Annotated in this window: 21 protein-coding genes and 1 tRNA gene; 10 read left to right on the plus strand and 12 right to left on the minus strand. The window is 43.4% G+C overall.

Annotation, left to right across the window (positions count from 1 at the left end):
• Positions 1-56: 56 nt before the first annotated feature.
• Positions 57-779 carry an HAD family hydrolase gene (locus AAA939_RS04200; protein ID WP_338209413.1) on the plus strand — a complete coding sequence of 241 codons (723 nt, stop codon included), beginning with the start codon at positions 57-59 and terminating at the stop codon, positions 777-779.
• A 181-nt stretch (positions 780-960) separates the two neighbouring features.
• On the opposite strand, the gene AAA939_RS04205 is transcribed toward AAA939_RS04200, so the two are convergent.
• From AAA939_RS04205 to AAA939_RS04215, 3 genes are all read right to left on the minus strand, one after another.
• Positions 961-1,959: a D-2-hydroxyacid dehydrogenase gene (locus AAA939_RS04205; protein WP_057707301.1), complete on the minus strand. Its 999-nt coding sequence runs from the start codon at positions 1,957-1,959 to the stop codon at positions 961-963.
• Positions 1,960-2,043: 84 nt separating this feature from the next.
• Positions 2,044-2,325: a GIY-YIG nuclease family protein gene (locus AAA939_RS04210; protein ID WP_338209415.1), complete on the minus strand. Its 282-nt coding sequence runs from the start codon at positions 2,323-2,325 to the stop codon at positions 2,044-2,046.
• Positions 2,315-3,067 (minus strand): tRNA1(Val) (adenine(37)-N6)-methyltransferase, encoded by a 753-nt coding sequence (locus tag AAA939_RS04215; protein WP_338209417.1) that lies wholly within the window; start codon positions 3,065-3,067, stop codon positions 2,315-2,317. Before AAA939_RS04215 ends, AAA939_RS04210 begins: the two co-directional genes overlap by 11 nt.
• Before the next feature lie 113 nt (positions 3,068-3,180).
• Between AAA939_RS04215 and AAA939_RS04220 the strand changes: the two genes are divergently transcribed.
• Positions 3,181-3,816 carry a lysophospholipid acyltransferase family protein gene (locus AAA939_RS04220; RefSeq protein ID WP_057707304.1) on the plus strand — a complete coding sequence of 212 codons (636 nt, stop codon included), beginning with the start codon at positions 3,181-3,183 and terminating at the stop codon, positions 3,814-3,816.
• A 131-nt stretch (positions 3,817-3,947) separates the two neighbouring features.
• On the opposite strand, the gene AAA939_RS04225 is transcribed toward AAA939_RS04220, so the two are convergent.
• Both AAA939_RS04225 and AAA939_RS04230 read right to left on the minus strand, forming a co-directional pair.
• On the minus strand, positions 3,948-4,184 hold the full coding sequence (locus AAA939_RS04225) for a YneF family protein (RefSeq protein ID WP_057707305.1): 237 nt from the start codon (positions 4,182-4,184) through the stop codon (positions 3,948-3,950).
• A 103-nt stretch (positions 4,185-4,287) separates the two neighbouring features.
• The gene (locus tag AAA939_RS04230) at positions 4,288-4,527 is read right to left on the minus strand and encodes a DUF896 domain-containing protein (RefSeq protein ID WP_057707306.1); all 240 of its coding nucleotides are present in this window, start codon (positions 4,525-4,527) and stop codon (positions 4,288-4,290) included.
• Positions 4,528-4,682: 155 nt separating this feature from the next.
• Here AAA939_RS04230 and lexA point away from each other — a divergent pair, with 155 nt between their 5' ends.
• Complete coding sequence (gene lexA, locus AAA939_RS04235) at positions 4,683-5,312, plus strand: transcriptional repressor LexA (protein WP_338209421.1); 630 nt, start codon at positions 4,683-4,685, stop codon at positions 5,310-5,312.
• 35 nt (positions 5,313-5,347) lie between these two features.
• Here the strand turns inward: lexA and AAA939_RS04240 are convergent, their stop codons facing one another.
• The gene (locus tag AAA939_RS04240) at positions 5,348-5,989 is read right to left on the minus strand and encodes a DNA alkylation repair protein (protein WP_338209423.1); all 642 of its coding nucleotides are present in this window, start codon (positions 5,987-5,989) and stop codon (positions 5,348-5,350) included.
• A gap of 120 nt (positions 5,990-6,109) precedes the next feature.
• On the opposite strand from AAA939_RS04240, the gene AAA939_RS04245 reads away from it, so the two are divergent.
• On the plus strand, positions 6,110-6,739 hold the full coding sequence (locus tag AAA939_RS04245; protein ID WP_338209425.1) for a hypothetical protein: 630 nt from the start codon (positions 6,110-6,112) through the stop codon (positions 6,737-6,739).
• A gap of 47 nt (positions 6,740-6,786) precedes the next feature.
• Here AAA939_RS04245 and AAA939_RS04250 read toward each other — a convergent pair whose 3' ends face one another.
• On the minus strand, positions 6,787-7,956 hold the full coding sequence (locus AAA939_RS04250; protein ID WP_338209427.1) for a hydroxymethylglutaryl-CoA synthase: 1,170 nt from the start codon (positions 7,954-7,956) through the stop codon (positions 6,787-6,789).
• A 36-nt stretch (positions 7,957-7,992) separates the two neighbouring features.
• Entirely contained in the window at positions 7,993-8,385 is a 393-nt protein-coding gene (locus AAA939_RS04255; protein WP_338209429.1) for a hypothetical protein, read from the minus strand.
• A gap of 160 nt (positions 8,386-8,545) precedes the next feature.
• Here AAA939_RS04255 and AAA939_RS04260 point away from each other — a divergent pair, with 160 nt between their 5' ends.
• The 6 genes from AAA939_RS04260 to AAA939_RS04285 all read left to right on the plus strand — a co-directional run bounded on the left by AAA939_RS04260 (position 8,546) and on the right by AAA939_RS04285 (position 12,690).
• Positions 8,546-8,929: a hypothetical protein gene (locus AAA939_RS04260; RefSeq protein ID WP_338209431.1), complete on the plus strand. Its 384-nt coding sequence runs from the start codon at positions 8,546-8,548 to the stop codon at positions 8,927-8,929.
• A gap of 253 nt (positions 8,930-9,182) precedes the next feature.
• A complete protein-coding gene (locus tag AAA939_RS04265) occupies positions 9,183-9,728 on the plus strand; it encodes a hypothetical protein (RefSeq protein WP_338209433.1) in 546 nt (181 codons plus the stop codon).
• A gap of 485 nt (positions 9,729-10,213) precedes the next feature.
• Positions 10,214-10,552 carry a TM2 domain-containing protein gene (locus tag AAA939_RS04270; RefSeq protein WP_338209435.1) on the plus strand — a complete coding sequence of 113 codons (339 nt, stop codon included), beginning with the start codon at positions 10,214-10,216 and terminating at the stop codon, positions 10,550-10,552.
• 294 nt (positions 10,553-10,846) lie between these two features.
• On the plus strand, positions 10,847-11,458 hold the full coding sequence (locus AAA939_RS04275) for a hypothetical protein (RefSeq protein ID WP_338209437.1): 612 nt from the start codon (positions 10,847-10,849) through the stop codon (positions 11,456-11,458).
• A 608-nt stretch (positions 11,459-12,066) separates the two neighbouring features.
• Positions 12,067-12,154, plus strand: a tRNA-Ser gene (locus tag AAA939_RS04280).
• A gap of 206 nt (positions 12,155-12,360) precedes the next feature.
• Positions 12,361-12,690, plus strand: a complete 330-nt coding sequence (locus AAA939_RS04285) for a heavy metal-binding domain-containing protein (protein ID WP_338209439.1) — start codon at positions 12,361-12,363, stop codon at positions 12,688-12,690.
• 46 nt (positions 12,691-12,736) lie between these two features.
• Here the strand turns inward: AAA939_RS04285 and AAA939_RS04290 are convergent, their stop codons facing one another.
• From AAA939_RS04290 to recJ, 4 genes are all read right to left on the minus strand, one after another.
• Positions 12,737-13,036: a DUF2316 family protein gene (locus tag AAA939_RS04290; protein ID WP_338209441.1), complete on the minus strand. Its 300-nt coding sequence runs from the start codon at positions 13,034-13,036 to the stop codon at positions 12,737-12,739.
• 253 nt (positions 13,037-13,289) lie between these two features.
• Complete coding sequence (locus AAA939_RS04295) at positions 13,290-13,607, minus strand: hypothetical protein (protein ID WP_338209443.1); 318 nt, start codon at positions 13,605-13,607, stop codon at positions 13,290-13,292.
• A gap of 214 nt (positions 13,608-13,821) precedes the next feature.
• Entirely contained in the window at positions 13,822-14,340 is a 519-nt protein-coding gene (locus AAA939_RS04300) for an adenine phosphoribosyltransferase (RefSeq protein ID WP_338209445.1), read from the minus strand.
• Positions 14,341-14,358: 18 nt separating this feature from the next.
• Positions 14,359-16,695, minus strand: a complete 2,337-nt coding sequence (gene recJ, locus AAA939_RS04305; RefSeq protein WP_338209447.1) for a single-stranded-DNA-specific exonuclease RecJ — start codon at positions 16,693-16,695, stop codon at positions 14,359-14,361.
• Positions 16,696-16,706: the final 11 nt, after the last annotated feature.

Here is a 16,706-nt window from a genome sequence, read left to right on the forward strand (position 1 = left end):
TGTGATTTGCTCGAAGTGTGTTAAAATACTATCTCGCATAGGAGGCTCAATTCAACATGATAAAAGCCATCATTTTTGATCTCGACGATACGTTGTACGATCAAAAATCTCCCTTCGTCGCCGCATTGTCCGCAACTTTTTCGCGGCCCTTGTCGGCAGACGAAGCGGCTCAAGTTTTCAAACGGTTCCATGATTTTAATGATCAAACTTTTGACCAAGTTAAAGACCAAACACTGAGTCTTGAAGCTTGGCAAACCGCGCGGATTCGCTACGCGCTGTCCCAGTTGACCACGGAACCCATTAGTACGGATTGGGCAATCCAATTTGAAATGGCGTATAAAAATGCGCTATCTAACATTCAGTTGTTTGCTGGCTTGCCAGCGACGTTGACCCGCCTTAGTCACTGTTTTGAAATCGGCATCATTACCAACGGTCCCGCTCAAATTCAACGTCATAAGTTGCATCAGTTACAAATTGAGCACTACGTTCATCCCGACCACATCTTCATCTCTGAAGAACTCGGGATTGCTAAACCGGACCCGTCGATTTTTACAACTTGGGCGCACCAGGTCGGCATCAAAGCCAACGAAGCCGTCTACGTGGGCGATAACGCCTCACTCGACATGACTAGCGCCAAGCACGCTGGTTGGCAGACCTTTTGGTTCAACCACCGGCAAAATGACCAAGTCAAGCCGACGGTGATTCCCGACCAAATAATTCAGAGCCCTGAAGAGCTCAACGAATTATTACTCGCGTTACTCCAAGCAGCAACGCTGTAATCCATGAAATATTTACCCATCTGTATTTATTTTTAGGCATTCACGCCGCGTTCCCTAATCCACCGCATTTGGTGTGATTAGGGAATTTTTTTGCCCATTATTCTAGTTTTAGAACAAAAAAAACGGCACTACCCGTGACTAATGTCATGAGTAGTGCCGTTCAACTAAATTTTAATCAAAATTAGTCAAACTTAACTTGCGTGTCAGCTTTACCAGTTTCGATGAATTGTTTGTTGTTATCCATTGAGATGTGCACCATGTTGTGAACGGCTGGTTCCGTGTAGAACGCAGTATGTGGTGTAATCAAAACGTTGTCGCGGTTGAACAAGTTCATGAAGACCTTGTCATCAATCGTTTGACCTTCAAGATCCTTGTTGAAGATCTTAGTTTCGTATTCATAAGTGTCAAGGGCGGCACCGGCAATTTTGCCACTGTCTAAGGCCTTGATCAAGTCTTCTGAATCAACGAGCGTACCACGAGCAAAGTTCAAGATGTATGAACCATCTTTCATCTTGCTGAATGCGTCAGCATTTAACATGTGGTAGTTATCCTTCAAAGCAGGAACGTGTAAAGTAATAACGTCAGCTTGGGCGTATAATTCGTCCAAGGTATCAACGTACATACCTTCTTTGTCAAGTTCAGCGTTACGGTAAACATCGTAACCGATAACTTTAGCACCGAAGCCCTTGAAGATGTCGATAGCGGCACGGCCGATACGACCAGTACCAACAACACCAACAGTCATCGTGTTTAATTCTTTAGCGATGTCTGGTGCCCAACGGAAGTCTTGTTTAGCCAACTTCTTGTTGAACTTAGGGGTTTGGCGTAATAATTGCATCAATTGTGTAACTGATAATTCAGCAATCGCATTTGGTGAGTATGCAGGCACGTTAGAAATGTTTAAGCCACGAGCTTTAACAGTAGGAACGTCCACGTTGTCAACACCAACGTTACGAAGAGAAATGTTCTTAACACCTTCGTCAGCTAACTTGTTTAAAACAGCAGCGGTGTAATCCTTTTGTTGGTATACATCGGCACCGTCAAAGCCTTTAGCTAATTCGGCAGTTTCTTCAGTAAGTAAATCTGGAACTAATTTAACTTCAACGTCTGGGTTTTCTTTCATCCATGTGTCGAAGAAAGGACGTTCGTCATCACGTACAGCATATGCAATAATTTTCATTACAAAAATTCCTCCTATATATTGATACATTAAATATTATAACAGTAAATGTCAGAAAAAGTATGACAAATTATGAAAACTTTGCTAAATATTCACATTGTGAAGTGCCAAGTATTTTAACTTGGCAGCTCTCGACTGGTGTTTGAAGGCATATTCAGCTTTCAAGGCAGATGACTTGTCATTGAAAACTTCATGATAAATTAATTGTAAAGGTCGCCGGGTGCGGGGCCGGGTATACTTGGCGCCCTTCCCCGCGTTATGAGTGGCGAGTCGCCGCTGCAAGTTATCCGTAAAGCCGCCGTAAAGCGTCTGGTCAGCGCATAACAGGACGTAGAAATAGTAGTTTTTAGTTGTTTTAGTTGCCATAGAGGAGCTGGTGCACCTCTTTTCCATACGTGCCATCCGCTTGATAAACAACGACCGGCGGCACCACCCGGACACCGTTGGCTCTGCCATCTTTGATCATTTCAATCAGGACCATGTTGGCTTCTCGGTCCGCTTTCGGGTGTACAAACCGCAACCGTTTAGGCGCTAACCGGTGGGCTGCCATCGTTGCAAATAAGTCATCTAGCCGTTCCGGACGGTGCACAAAGTACGCTTTACCGTTCATTTTCAGTAAGTCACTCGTCACCGCCATGATCTGGTCTAAGTTAGCAGTCAGTTCGTGACGGGCAATGGCTAAGTGTGGATTAGGATTTTTGACACTACTTGGTTGGTTTTTAAAATATGGTGGGTTGCACAAGACGGTATCGATCGAATCCTTTGCCAATCGCGTCGTCACGTTCAATAGATCTTCATTCAACACCGTGACCTGTTGCTCTAAATTGTTGAGCGTCACACTCCGTTGTGCCATGTCTGCCAAGCGCGGCTGTAACTCAACCGCGGTAATGTGGCCATGCGTTCGTTCGCTAACAAACAAACCGACTGCACCGTTACCCGCGCACAAATCAACAATCTGACTCTTGGCGGTTTTAGCGACCTGTGCAAACGCGCCTAACAAGACAGCGTCAAGTGAAAAGGCAAACACTTGGGAACTTTGAATAATTTGAATGTTTTTACTATATAGTTGGTCAATCCGCTCGCCAGCGTTTAACGCTACTTGGGTCATAACGTGACCCCCTTCTCTAAAAATATCATTGCAAGCATACCATATAATCTACTTGCAGAATTTCAAAAATTTCGTCATACTGTGAGCAGTTATTTAACGAAAGGAAGATCGTGATGTTTTACTCATTTATGCGTGGCCTCGTTCGGCTGATCGTCACCCTCATTAACGGTCGTCCCCGTTTTCAGGGACGCGAAAATCTGCCAAAGGGCACTTATATTTTAGTGGGTCCGCACCGGACTTGGTTCGACCCGTTGTACTATGCACTTGCTGGCAGTCCCATGAAGTTCAGTTTTATGGCCAAAGAAGAACTCTTTAAAAACCCCGTACTACGCTATATTTTGAAGCACGCCAATGCTTTTCCAGTTGATCGTAATCATCCTGGTCCGTCCGCAATCAAAACGCCCGTTAAGTTTTTACGTAAGGGTAGCCTTTCCTTGATCATGTTCCCATCCGGGACACGTCATTCACAGGAACTAAAGGGTGGCGCGACGGTCATCGCTAAAATGGCTGGCGTACCACTAGTCCCAACGGTTTATCAAGGGCCACTAACTTTCAAGCGGTTATTCAGCCGCCAAAAAGTCACCGTTCGCTTTGGCGAGCCAATTTATGTTGACCGGAAATTAAAGCTCGATGATGCCGGGCAAAAAACGATTGAACAGCAAATGCTGGCCGCTTTCGATAGTCTCGATCAACAAATTGATCCTGACTTCAAATACGTCGATCCAGCGACTCAAAAGCACGCCCAATAAGGACGTGCTTTTTTATAAACTTTAGAAAAGTGCGTGCTTATTTATAGAAGCAATCGCACTTTTTTACGTTGAATCAAAAAAAGTGCCGGAAAATTTCCAGCACCCCGTAGCCTAAACTAAACATAGCGACCTTATTTGCTATCGTTACGTGAAGCAGCCTTCATAGAGTTCAACATCTGGTGCAACTTCTTCTCGGATGGGCGTTGACCCATTTGCATCATCATGCTGCGTAGCATTTCTTCACTAATCGGTGGGTTTTGTTTCAAGTAGTTTTGCATGTAGTGACGCGCACCAAAGAAACCACCAGTCAACCCAACTAAAATGCCAAGGACCACAATTAAGATCCAAACACCTGTAGATAAAGTCATTCCCTGTTCCCTCCCTTATTACAGTCTTCAATAAACTAGTCTACACAAATTAATAATAAAAGAAAAGGAAAATTTGTCGAATAACAAATTTTCCTGAAAACGGTTAATCATTCCGCAAGCCCCGTTCGCGTTGAATATTGCGAACTTTTTCTGGTGTAACTTCCTTACCCTGCTTGTCAAAAACTTGTAGCGATTCAACTTGTTGCCGAAAACCGGCCCGAAATTCCTTTAAGTACTTCTGACGTAAATCCTTACGTTCAACTTCTTCTAATTCGGTTAAACCCTCAGCCTTCGCTTTGTGGGCTAACTCGTTGATTCGATTTAATAATTCTTTTGAAATCAATGTAAGTGCTCCTTTCAAAACAAGAATAGAATACACGAGAATTGACCCTAAATCAATTAAAAGTATTTGTCAACCGAACATTTGTTTGAAAGCGTCGAAAAGCTATGCTACAATTGGGACAAATCATTAAAGAAAATATTAAATGAGGTGCCAAGATGAGTAAAACATCGGAAAGCAAACAAATGGCCGTTCTTCGTTTTATTTATGAACGCGTCAATGAAAAAGGATATCCGCCAACCGTCCGTGAAATTGGCGAAGCCGTTGACTTGTCTTCGACTTCAACCGTTCATGGTCACATTGCACGACTAGAAAAGAAAGGGTTCATTGAAAAGGACCCAACGAAGCCCCGGGCAATTGAAGTTACAGCCGCCGGTTTTGAAGCCCTCGGCGTTGAAACGACGCCCCATCAAATTCCGGTACTCGGAACGGTTACCGCCGGCCAACCAATCTTAGCCGTTCAAGATGCCACCGACTACTTCCCAATTCCAAAGGACTTAGAATCTTTTGGCGGGGACCTCTTCATGCTAACCATCCGTGGTGAAAGTATGATCAACATCGGAATTTTAAACGGCGACCAAGTCATTATTCGTCGTCAAAGTTCCGCTGATAACGGCGACATTGTCATTGCGATGACCGACGAAAACGAAGCCACGTGTAAACGATTCTTCAAGGAAGCTGACCATTACCGGTTGCAACCAGAAAACGACACGATGGCCCCAATCATCTTAAATGACGTTTCAATTTTAGGTAAAGTTGTCGGTTTATATCGCGACATGCTCTATTAGTCTGACGATTTAAAGTCAACCCATTTACGGGTTGGCTATTTTTTTAGATGTTTTTGGGCTTCCCGTTGGGCCAATTTGGATAAAGACACCGTGGCTAAGGTCGCTTTGACCCACGCTGGGTCCGTTTTCGCATAGTCTCTGAGTGCCCAGCCAATCGCCTTTTGAATAAAGAAGGCGTTGTCGGCATGATTTAGCTCGATTGCACGTCGTAAATAATTTTTATCGGTGGCACCCTTTTGACCTAACTGAAGCGTTATCCCAACCCGACGCACCCATAAGTCGTCCGCCGTCAAAAATTGTGAGCCAAAATCAGCTAACACCGAGTGTTGAAAGATCCAGGTCGCTATGACTTTGCGCCAGGCATCCACACTATCCCACCACGGCTTAACGGTCACTTGTTGCACGCACCATTGAAACTGTTCGGCCGTTAGTCGCCGAACATTAGCCAGCGCAAGGTCGATTGCGACGTACTGATATTCGCGGTACGGTTGCTGGTAGTAAAACGCCAACCACTGGCTCAGCTCTTCTGAAGAAAGTTGTTTGCTTTGCCGTTGAACTGGCGCAGTTAGTTGACGACGCTCGGGAGTTTTGACTCCCAAGAAATCAAACTGATCACGCATATAGGCGGCCATTGCCGCTTGATTTTCTGGATGACTTGGCAAAAATAAGTTTGGCACCCTACCACTTCCATTCCGCTGTTTTTAGAACTTTACACATTATTTTCCAATTCTATACCGGTGAGCGAATAGTTCAATGGTATAATAGTTATACTATTTCAAATGTCGGGAGTTGGTCTCATGTTATTTTTAGCCATTATTGGCTTTCTTGTTTTTTTATTAGCTCTATTTTCAGTTATTTCCGCTCGTCAAAGTGGTGGGGGCTGGAAGTTTTTAGCCGGGGTTGCGGTTTTAAGCGCCCTGGTGACCGGCTACGCGATTGTTAAGTTACCTTATTGGCCCTATAACCAAAAGTCATCGACTACGGCCAAAAAGAAAGCCGCTTCTTCGTCGTCAGTCACCAATAAAAGCAGTCGTGCTAAGTTAGGATCCTCACAAGTCATCTTCAATGAAGACAGCCAAAAACGGGCCGCTGCCACCACTAAGTTGAAGGAAGAAAATATTCTCAAACAGTTGCAAAGCAACTATAAGGGTGTCGGCACAGTTGCGTTCGACAAAGCTTCTAAGACCTTCACGATTACCCCCACTGGGAAAAAGTACGTTAAATCACTAAAAATCATTAAAGCGCACCCCACGGATAATCAAAAGGCCATTACAACCATTACCACTAACTTCAAGTCACTATCGAAATCCTTGAAAAAGAACCTAACTTCTGGCTATACCATTCGATTACTCGAACCCGGTAAAACCGACGCCACGCTAGTTAGCGTTAAAGATGGTCAAGTCATAACTAACAATTTAAATAAATAGACAAAAGCTTGTCAGACCAAATCATTGGTACTGACAAGCTTTTTTATTTACGCCAATTGATCTAAATACTGACGCTGTTCATCACGCTGTCCGGTTAACACAAACCGGTGTGGATCCGTGTGATAGTCAATCGTTTGATCCGTTGCTTCCCAGGCAAGTTGCTGATTGAAACATTTTTCATAGGTCGCAACGTCTACCCGCTGACGACGTGCCAATCGCTGTGGTAATCCTAGGTCGATACCGGTTAAGTAGCCGGGTTGGATGATACCAGTGTAAAATTCACCTTCGGCCCCAGAACCGTAACTAAAGAGCCCCAGTTCGTTACCCACCTGAAGATCTGGATCAGTAAGGAGTTGTGATAATAAACTCAGGTATAACGACCCAGTATACAGATTGCCGACCTGCCGATTCAGCTTTCGGGCACATTCAAAGTGTGCCACCCAGGCTTCCTGCTTAGTTTCACTGACCATTGGCAAAGCACTACGTAAGGCTTTAAGTCCCATTTTTGTATATGGCAAGTGGAAAACTAAGGCGGTCAAATCTTCAGCCCGGGTTTTGGTTTCCGACAAGTAACCCTTGAACACGTCCTGAAAGTAATCGACATAAATATTTGACGAATACTTACCATCGACCAACGCTTCACTGCGGTATAATGGCCGCCAAAAATCCATAACGTCCTGACTAAGTAAGGTCGAATCCGTTCCCAAGGCTAAAACTTGCGGATCAGCACTGATTAGCATCGCAACCGCCCCGCCACCCTGAGTTGGTTCTCCAGGGGTGTTGAGCCCATAGCGGGCAATGTCGGCACCGATGACTAACGCTTTCTTATCCGGGTGAACCCGAACGTGTTCTTGTGCGAGCTGAACGCCAGCCGTACCAGCGTAACACGCCTCTTTCATTTCAATCGTTCTGCAACGTCGATTTAAGCCTAATAACCGGGCAACATAAATTGCACTGGCTTTCGAATTATCGATTCCAGATTCTGTCCCAACTATTAGCAAATCGATAGCATCAATGTCAGCCTGCGTTAGCATCGGATAAGCCGCGTTGGCTGCTAAAGTCACAATATCTTGACTTGGCGGAATAACGGCCATTTGAGCTTGACCAATTCCAATCAAATACTTATCCGGTTCAGCGCCCCGCGCACGCGCCAGTTCCGTCATATCGACATACAAATGTGACGATGCAAAATGCATCTTATCAATTCCAACCTTCACGTCAATTCCTCCAATTTGTTAATACCAATTTCTTGATTAATCAGCTTTTCCAAGCGATCCCAAGTAATGAAAGTCAGGATCACACCCCGAGGCAAAGCAACTGAACGCTCGCGTACTTTCATTATGAAACGTCAATAAAATCGCTGGGGTTGCCCACGTTGAAGCCGCCCAGAAGACGGCCCCGTCAAACTCACGGTTATCATTTGGATAACGGTGATAGCCCAACTGATCATCCCAGATAATGCCGTGCGTATTTATCCAATCCTCAGCTAAACCCGCCTCTAACTGACTAATCACGTCCGCATTATCACGGATCAAAGCAGCAATTTTGGGCCAGTCAAGCTGCCGGTCGTGTAACTTAGGCAACTGCTGGCGTGTTCCTAAAGGTGTATGGTGCAACGCGATTGGCGTTAAGTCAATAAAATCCAAAAGCTCACCTCCCGAAGGCGCACTAATCATTACTTAAATTATAGCATGGGTCATCTAAAATTTATTACTGGGAATCACTTGACATGGGACGCGTTTCATAACGTACATTAAAGGTGCAGTTAGGAAAGGTTTACAATCATTCATCCGGGAGGTTATCATTATGTGGTTTTGGCATCGAAAAACAGCGTTTAAATTATCCGCACCCGTGCGTGGGCACCACGTCACGTTATCCAATGATTCCGCACTTTTACTAGCAATCCACCCCACTGATTTAGCCGTTTACGCCCCACTGAATGGTGAAATTGTTGCTTTGAGTAACAATAGTGCCCGAATCATTGGCTTAGACGGTCAGTCGTATCGACTAGCGTTAGCAGCCCAAGCCGGTAACTTTGAATGGCAAGTTCGCATTGGCGATAGCGTCTCACCAATTAGTTTGTTGGGGACGTTGAGTCAGAATCTGTCAAAGACAGCTGTTGTGACTTGCGAACAGATTAGTGCCCAAGCAACAAAAGTTGAACATCAATCCTACGCGTTTAACTATTAAAGATTATTAAAGCTAAGATGCGATTCACTCAAAAAGTTGTGGAGTGAATCGCATTTTTTTGTTCTATCTTAAAAATAAAACTCTTCGCGTTAACGTAATTATTAAATAATGGAACGTTCACTTTTTTAAGCCATCTATGACCAAAAATCTCAAGTCAGTAAAAGGTGTCGATAGAAAGGAATAGCTAGCTTTATTGCATTATGGAAAACATTGAACACAGTATTACCACTAATTACTTTGGGGGGAATCATTTATGAAAAAAGCTATCGTTCTAGGGATTGCAGTATTAGCAAGTTTGTCATTAGCGGCCTGTGAAAGTTCCTCGGCAGCTGAAGCGGAATCGCCTAGTCAGGCAACTGAAGCTCACACAAGCAATGATAATCAGAAATTAGCTTCAAAAAAAGAAAGCAAATCTAGCGATAATACTCACCCACTGGACTATTTATCTCCAGAAAAACTAGCAAGTTATAACAAGGGCCTTGCAGATAGCCTTATTGAAGATCAAAAGTTTGCTAAGGGTGGCAATAAAAATTATAGCTGGTCCACCTATATAGATTCAGTTTCATACAGTTCGCGTGGTCTAATAGCCAATGTAAATCCTAGTTTTGTCAATTTAAACAATACGGATAAAACCAAAATCGGCAAATCATTGCAAGGACTCGCGGGTGCTCAAATTGTTATGATGAATATAGAATTAGCCCCGGATGCACCATCAGTTTATACAAACATTCATTACAATGGCCGTCGAATTGGCCACTCTAAGATATTAAATCCATCCAGTTTTAAATGGTCCAAGTAATGTAACAATAAACACTGCTGAAAGCCAGTTATTGGTTCATATTGAGGAGCAACCGTTTTAAAGACTGGTTGCTCTTTTGTTTTATCACTAAAAATCAGGCATCGCTAATAGGTTAAAGATTAATGATAGACACTAACAGGTTTTCAAGATTATTTTATACTCGGTCTGCCAGATATTCTTACAAAACGGCTCATCATAAATTTCACATTGTCACCTGATAACGCTAATTTCCAAAAATCTATTTTCCCCTATTCCTTTTTCTGATAATAATAATTTGATCGCAAAGTCTAATTTTGGGGGCAACAAGCATTATGTACATATCTGGTATACGTGTGCTAAAATATTTATACTTGATAACGTTTATGACCAAACCTCAAGTCTATAAAAGGTGTCTATTGAAAGGAGTTATTCACATGCACCATGTGTCCTATTGAATAGGTTAAACATTGTTGGTATTAACAACTAATTATTTTGGAGGAATATTCATGCATAACAATCAGTATTTACGTAGTCAACTTTCGAATGAAGAGTTTTTAATCGTTAATTCGGAAATTGAAAGAAGAAAAAAATCCACAGCTGTAGCATACTTACTTTGCATTTTTTTAGGGGCATTTGGTGCTCATCGCTATTATATGAATAAAACGGGCTCAGCTATCGCCATGACACTGATTACTGTCTTAACGCTTGGCTTCGGTGTTTTCATTACCGGTATATGGGAACTTGTTGACTTATTTTTAATTGGTGGTTGGTTGCAAGAAGATCAAAGAAAATTAGAAAATAGTATTGCTCAAGAAATTTTAAGCAGACGTACTGTTTCTGTTTAAAATGGCGCCAATTTAGACACAATACAAATAAAAACACATCCCGTCCCCGCCAGAGTTTGAGATGTGTCCGCATAAATACATAGGGATAAGTTGTCCCTTTTGAATTTGATTATATCTGAAATATGATAATTACACAATAATGCTTAGCATTCTACTTACCTAGAGAAATTTGGTAATTTTATAGATGCCCTTTTTAAAATTCTACAAGCAAAAAATGACGTACTACTGGTAACAGTACGCCACAGAACCAATGATATCGATTACTAAAACATTATATCATTGGGGGAGTTTTAAATGAACATGAAAAAATTATCAACAATCGGGGCATCACTACTAGTCGGAATAGCTTTAACCGCTTGTTCAAACGGGGGGACTAATGAGTCAGCAAATATAAGCTCGTTAAAATCCGAAAACATTAGTTTGAAAAATAAGATTAAGCAGCATAAGACTACAACTACAAACACAAATGGAAAAACATCCAGTACAGTCGGAATAGTTCAGTATAAGGTAACTGGATACAGTCAAAAAAAATTAATAAATAAAGAATCCAACTATACAACCGCCGAAAATAATGATGAAGAAATGAAAAACATCGGTAAGTCTTATTACCGGACAACAATTGACTATACTTTAAAAAACGTTGGTAACCGTGCTTTTGCGCTAAGTTATTACAAGGCTGGCATAATTACAGATGACAATATTGAATATACCGATACAGATAACGCCAATTATGTCCATGACAGCAATAGTAATGCAGACGTCCACCCCGGAATATCAACCAGTGGAAAATTTGTATTGATTTCAAAAGAAGCGCCCTCTATGAAACATTTTAAAATTAATGTTTCAGAACAATGTGATAGTTCTGGAGAAGTCATCGGTAAGTCTGGTATTGCTGAATTTAAGTAGGCCACACATTTTAATCAGTAATTTGTAACTAAACACGGTTTTCTCACCGTTCAAAGTATGGAAAGATAAACTTCATCAACTATCGTAACAAATATGAAATTTGCTAAAAATATAAGAAACGCATCTGCACACTCTAATTCTGAAGTGAACCTGCTGAATATCGATGCTTCATTATTAAATGATATGCGAATCCATGATCTATCTAGTAGCGCTATTCTACTCAAATAATTTGTTAACTAGCGACACGACCAGAAAACACTTCTACGATCACGAGATGAAAGTCATAGGGAGATTCAACCAATACCCCGAGCATTATCAGTCTGTAGCCTCTGTAACTCAATTTAAAGAAATTCTATGCAATATCGTTGACTATCAGATATTCGCCTAATACTATCTGAGCAAGGAAAGAACGATTAGACACCGTTCGCTGACCTAAGCACTGTTGAAAGCCAGTTATTGGTTCATATTGGAGAGCAACTAGTTAAAGACTGGTTGCTCTTTTATTCTATGACGAAAAAATTCACAACATAGTTCATTTTGAACAATGACTTTTATGAATATTTATTTGTTCTTATCGGAAATTATGCTATACTATTCAAGTAACATATGGAGAGTTGGCAGAGTGGTAATGCACCGGACTCGAAATCCGGCGAACCGGCTAATACCGGCGCGCAGGTTCAAATCCTGTACTCTCCTTAAGTTAACAACCGTTAAGAAAGCCCACTATTGTTGATAAGATGGGCTTTTTTTGCTTGTGAATTAGTAAAACTTAACAGTGATTGATCAGCAACTAAAAAACTGTTTTTCCAAACTGCTTACCCACCTTCAGCCATTTCATTTGGATACGGTTTTTCGCTGACTTATGCTATGCTTGCATTACACAATATTAGGAGGACGACTCTATGGACAAAATGCTAGTCACAACTACCGAAAATATCCCCGGACAACCCTACACTGTCATTGGTGAAGTCTTCGGTCTTACCACCCAATCTAAGAACCTGGTGCGCAACATCGGTGCTGGCTTGAAAGGGCTCGTTGGTGGCGAAATCAAAGACTACACCAAGATGCTCGACGAATCACGCAACGTTGCCGTTGAACGATTACGTGAAAACGCCGCAGCGGTTGGCGCAGATGCCGTTGTCATGATGCGGTTTGATACCGGCTCCATCAGCCAAGATATGCAATCGGTCGCCGCATACGGTACCGCCGTTAAATTTACCACCGCTAACTAGGACCATTAGAAAGGCATTCAAACCTGTTCGTTTGAATGCCTTTCTTTTATCCTAAAATACCTTGTTCGATTCGATGCTGATTCAAAAACCAATACTCACTTGGTGCGCCTTTTAAACGACTATACGGCACTGGTGTTACCCCTTGATCTAAAAGACTGTCATTGAGGTAATTCCGTAAAATCCAAGGTTCTTCAATATGTACAACGTTCAAGTCCATAACGTCCTCAACGTGGGTTGGGGTTGTCTCTAAATCAGTCGCAACTTGATCCAATGATAGACCAGACCGCTCATAATTTGCTCGCAATTCCTGTCGTGTGGATGTTCGTTCAATTTCTTTTAATGACATAGCCTAACTTCCTTTCCGAATTGATTGTGCAAAACTAACACCTCCAGTGTAACGCCCCTCAATAAAAATGCAACCGCTTTCTATTTTGACGCTACTTTTCTCCAATCATGACATATGCAATATGTCATGATTGGCATTAATTGTAGCCTACAATAATCACTAAATCCATGCATTATTCATTTTCCTCGTAGCCCATACTTTCCGCAATCAAAAGGCCACGCCAAGGTGGTCGCAGCCTCTTCAATCTAAAAAGTTAAAATAAAATATCGTCTGGGTAATCCGTTCCCATAAACTTATTACTTGGTTCAACCATAATTTCCGTGACCTCACAACCTATCGTCAATGCATTGTACGCGTTAGGACCATCCTCAATGTCATTGTAAAAATCATCGGTTCCGGGCTCTACGTATGGTTGCGGAACATGAAACAAGAGCATCTGTTTAAAAGCTTCCATCGCACGATCATTATCACAATGTAGTCGCGTATCCCACCAAAAAACTGCCGAGGTATCTGAGTCCATTGATAAAAACCGGGGCACCTTAACTGCCAACTTAAATTCAACGCGTGCCATGTTTTCCCTCCCAAGTCCCCACAGAAGTAACCAATTTTCAAAGTGCCTATACCATTTGACAAGTTAAATACTAACTGTTAACTCACCCCAACACCAGTCATTGCAATCAATATTAGTATTCCTACCTCACACCTAGCTTTTCAACACATTTGTATGCTGCAAAAAGCGCAAAAAAACGTTCAAAAAGTCATCATCAACTTTTTGAACGTTATTTTTAGAATTCCATTAAACTCAGAATATCGTAATCTTTAATTTTATCACGGCCGTGTAAGTCCTTTAATTCAACTAAGAACGCCGTTCCAACAACGTGTCCACCTAGTTCTTCAACTAATTGGATCGTTGCGGAAATCGTCCCACCGGTCGCTAACAAGTCATCCGTTACTAAAACGTTTTGACCCGGTTTGATTGCATCTTTATGCAGATAAAGGGCTGATTGGCCGTATTCCAAATCATAGGTTGCTTTGACCGTTGGCCGTGGCAACTTCCCCTTCTTCCGTGCGGGTGCAAATCCAATCCCAAGTTCATACGCAACTGGACAGCCAACGATAAATCCGCGGGCTTCAGGGCCGACAATCATATCAACCTTTTTATCACGTGCGAATTTGACAATTTGCTCCGTGGCTTCGCGGTACGCTTCTCCGTCCGCCATCAATGGTGAAATATCACGGAAGATGATTCCTGGTTCGGGATAATCCGGAACACTGGCCACATATTTTGTTAAGTCTAATGCCATTGCTTATTAACAGCTCCTTTAATTCTTCACTGCAGCTTGGTTTTTTACCCATACTTGTAGCGCTGCAGATTTACTATACAAAAGCGTTTCTTCAGCGACGATCTGTTGTTCGCGCAGCTGATAACTAGGGGCGTGATGTAAATCCGCTTTAGTCGGATTCGAAACGCCATTCATGACACCATCACTTATTTTAACAAATCCCACCTCAAAAAACACCTGAATCATAAAAATAAGCAAATTTCGTTCAATGTGCAAATGTTTGGCGACTGCCGTTAACTGGTGATGAATATCAACATCGTGATGATTGACCGTGAATTGGAATAGCTTACCAAACTGTTCCCGACTAGGCATGCCAGCCAAGTAAACTGATTCTTGACGATACAGATACAGGGTTAATTGATTCAGTGGTAACGCCGTTAAGACGGTTGTAAAGTCGACTAACGTATCCGGACAGTCCACGACAAATACCGCTTCGTCCGCTTGAATTCCACTCAAATCAGTACCGGCATCGCCCACAAACAACGCTTGCGACTGGGGATTTAAGTAGCCTTGTAACTTATTCATCAACTTCTGATGGAAAAACAGATAAACCCCTGGCGCCTGAAAATTACGCGCTGACAAATGCTGGGTCCGCGCATCGATTACCTGGGTACCCGTTACCGCTACGTCACGAATCATCACTTGCGGCTTCGTCTGCCCGTTCCAAGTATTCGCGCTTAGTTCACCGACGACTGCCACGTCACTCGGGCTCGCTTGAATCGGCGCTAACGCGGACCCAAACGAAAAGCCAATGGCGTCAACGTTGATTTTTCCATCACTCAATTGCAACTTCAAGTGTTGGTGATCACTACCAATCGCCCGTGCCTGTGGAATCGCCGTTGGTTTGAGTTCAAATAACGGTGCTGGATTATCCGTTCCAAAGGGTGCTAGTCGCTTCAAATCGTCTAACGTGGCTAACGTTGCATCCTTAACCGCTAGTTCGCCGTCAATCGCCAACGTCGCCTGACCTTGGCCAGCCAAATCTTGGGCCGTCGCGGCGTCTTCTAACGCTGCTTTTAAAGTTGGCAACTGATCGTGCATCACACTGAGCCCAACGGCCATGTGGTGCCCACCAAACGCAACTAAGTCATCGCGGACCGGGTCGATCGCAGCGAATAAGTTATAGGCCTCAACACTCCGACCGCTTCCCTTGAGCCGCCCATTTTCATCCTCATTTAAAACCAGCGTTGGCTTGCCAGTCGCTTCAACAACGTGACTAGCTACAATGCCAAGAACCCCTTCGTGCCAATCTTTCCCTGTGATAACCAGTGTCTGACGGGTCGCATTTTCTGCCGATTGTGCCTGTTCCAACGCACTCGCTGCAATGGTCTTAACAAGCCCCTGGCGGCGTTCGTTAAGTGAGTTGACCTGCGTCGCTAGTGCAGTCGCGCGGTCATCGTCTAGCGTCGTTAACAGTTCGACGCCACTTTGAGCGGATTGTAACCGACCTAGTGCATTCAAACGTGGGGCAATCCCAAACCCAATACTCGTTTCATCTAACTGATCAGGTTCTAAGCTCGCAGCCTTAATCAAGGCCGCAAGTCCCGGCCGGGTCGTCTGTCGGAGTACTTTTAACCCCAACGTGACCAAGGTCCGGTTCTCACCCGTTAAGCTCACAAGGTCTGCAACCGTCCCGATAGCTGCTAAGTCCATCAGTTCTTCAGGCACTTCTTCTAGGAGCGCCGTTGCGACTTTAAACGCAACCCCCGCACCCGAAAGTTCACCAAATTGGTAGTGCCCTTCAGGATGGCGTGGGTGCACGATTGCATACGCATTCGGCAATTCAGCTGGCATTTCATGGTGATCAGTCACCACGACATCAATGCCCCGTTCCTGAACAGCGTCAATCACTGCATTACCGGCAACCCCGTTATCAACGGTCACGAACAACTTAGTTCCGGCATCGATCAACCGGTCGAACGCATCCTGATTAGGGCCGTAACCGTCCTTAAAACGGTCCGGAATGTAATAATTAACGTTCGCACCGATCTGATCCAACGTTTCGTACATAATGGACGTACTCGTCAACCCATCGGCGTCATAGTCACCATACACAGTAATTTGATCACCGGCAATAATGGCTTCTTGAATGCGGTCAACGGCTTTTTCCATGTCGTGCATGGTGAGTGGATCTAGCAAGGGCTGCTGATCCGCATTTAAAAACTGTTGGGCCGCGTCCGTACTAGTTAAGCCACGCTCAATCAGCAATTTAGCGACTAACGGTGAAACACCGACCGCCTTTGCTAACTCAGCAATGTCCGCCTCGCTGACGGCCGTTGTGACCCGCGGAACCCACTTTTTCTTTGCCGCTAACATAACATTCTTCC

Source organism: Lactiplantibacillus paraxiangfangensis (genome assembly GCF_036246185.1).
In the GTDB taxonomy this organism is placed as follows: Bacteria; Bacillota; Bacilli; order Lactobacillales; family Lactobacillaceae; genus Lactiplantibacillus; species Lactiplantibacillus paraxiangfangensis.

Coding starts and splice junctions, on each gene's coding strand:
- AAA939_RS04200 (WP_338209413.1), top strand. CDS start 57: ATGATAAAAGCCATCATTTTTGATCTCGACGATACGTTGTACGATCAA.
- AAA939_RS04275 (WP_338209437.1), top strand. CDS start 10,847: ATGAACATGAAAAAATTATCAACAATCGGGGCATCACTACTAGTCGGA.
- AAA939_RS04270 (WP_338209435.1), top strand. CDS start 10,214: ATGCATAACAATCAGTATTTACGTAGTCAACTTTCGAATGAAGAGTTT.
- AAA939_RS04245 (WP_338209425.1), top strand. CDS start 6,110: ATGTTATTTTTAGCCATTATTGGCTTTCTTGTTTTTTTATTAGCTCTA.
- AAA939_RS04265 (WP_338209433.1), top strand. CDS start 9,183: ATGAAAAAAGCTATCGTTCTAGGGATTGCAGTATTAGCAAGTTTGTCA.
- AAA939_RS04260 (WP_338209431.1), top strand. CDS start 8,546: ATGTGGTTTTGGCATCGAAAAACAGCGTTTAAATTATCCGCACCCGTG.
- AAA939_RS04285 (WP_338209439.1), top strand. CDS start 12,361: ATGGACAAAATGCTAGTCACAACTACCGAAAATATCCCCGGACAACCC.
- AAA939_RS04205 (WP_057707301.1), bottom strand. CDS start 1,959: ATGAAAATTATTGCATATGCTGTACGTGATGACGAACGTCCTTTCTTC.
- AAA939_RS04225 (WP_057707305.1), bottom strand. CDS start 4,184: ATGACTTTATCTACAGGTGTTTGGATCTTAATTGTGGTCCTTGGCATT.
- recJ (WP_338209447.1), bottom strand. CDS start 16,695: ATGTTAGCGGCAAAGAAAAAGTGGGTTCCGCGGGTCACAACGGCCGTC.
- AAA939_RS04215 (WP_338209417.1), bottom strand. CDS start 3,067: ATGACCCAAGTAGCGTTAAACGCTGGCGAGCGGATTGACCAACTATAT.
- AAA939_RS04220 (WP_057707304.1), top strand. CDS start 3,181: ATGTTTTACTCATTTATGCGTGGCCTCGTTCGGCTGATCGTCACCCTC.
- lexA (WP_338209421.1), top strand. CDS start 4,683: ATGAGTAAAACATCGGAAAGCAAACAAATGGCCGTTCTTCGTTTTATT.
- AAA939_RS04210 (WP_338209415.1), bottom strand. CDS start 2,325: ATGGCAACTAAAACAACTAAAAACTACTATTTCTACGTCCTGTTATGC.
- AAA939_RS04290 (WP_338209441.1), bottom strand. CDS start 13,036: ATGTCATTAAAAGAAATTGAACGAACATCCACACGACAGGAATTGCGA.
- AAA939_RS04300 (WP_338209445.1), bottom strand. CDS start 14,340: ATGGCATTAGACTTAACAAAATATGTGGCCAGTGTTCCGGATTATCCC.
- AAA939_RS04295 (WP_338209443.1), bottom strand. CDS start 13,607: ATGGCACGCGTTGAATTTAAGTTGGCAGTTAAGGTGCCCCGGTTTTTA.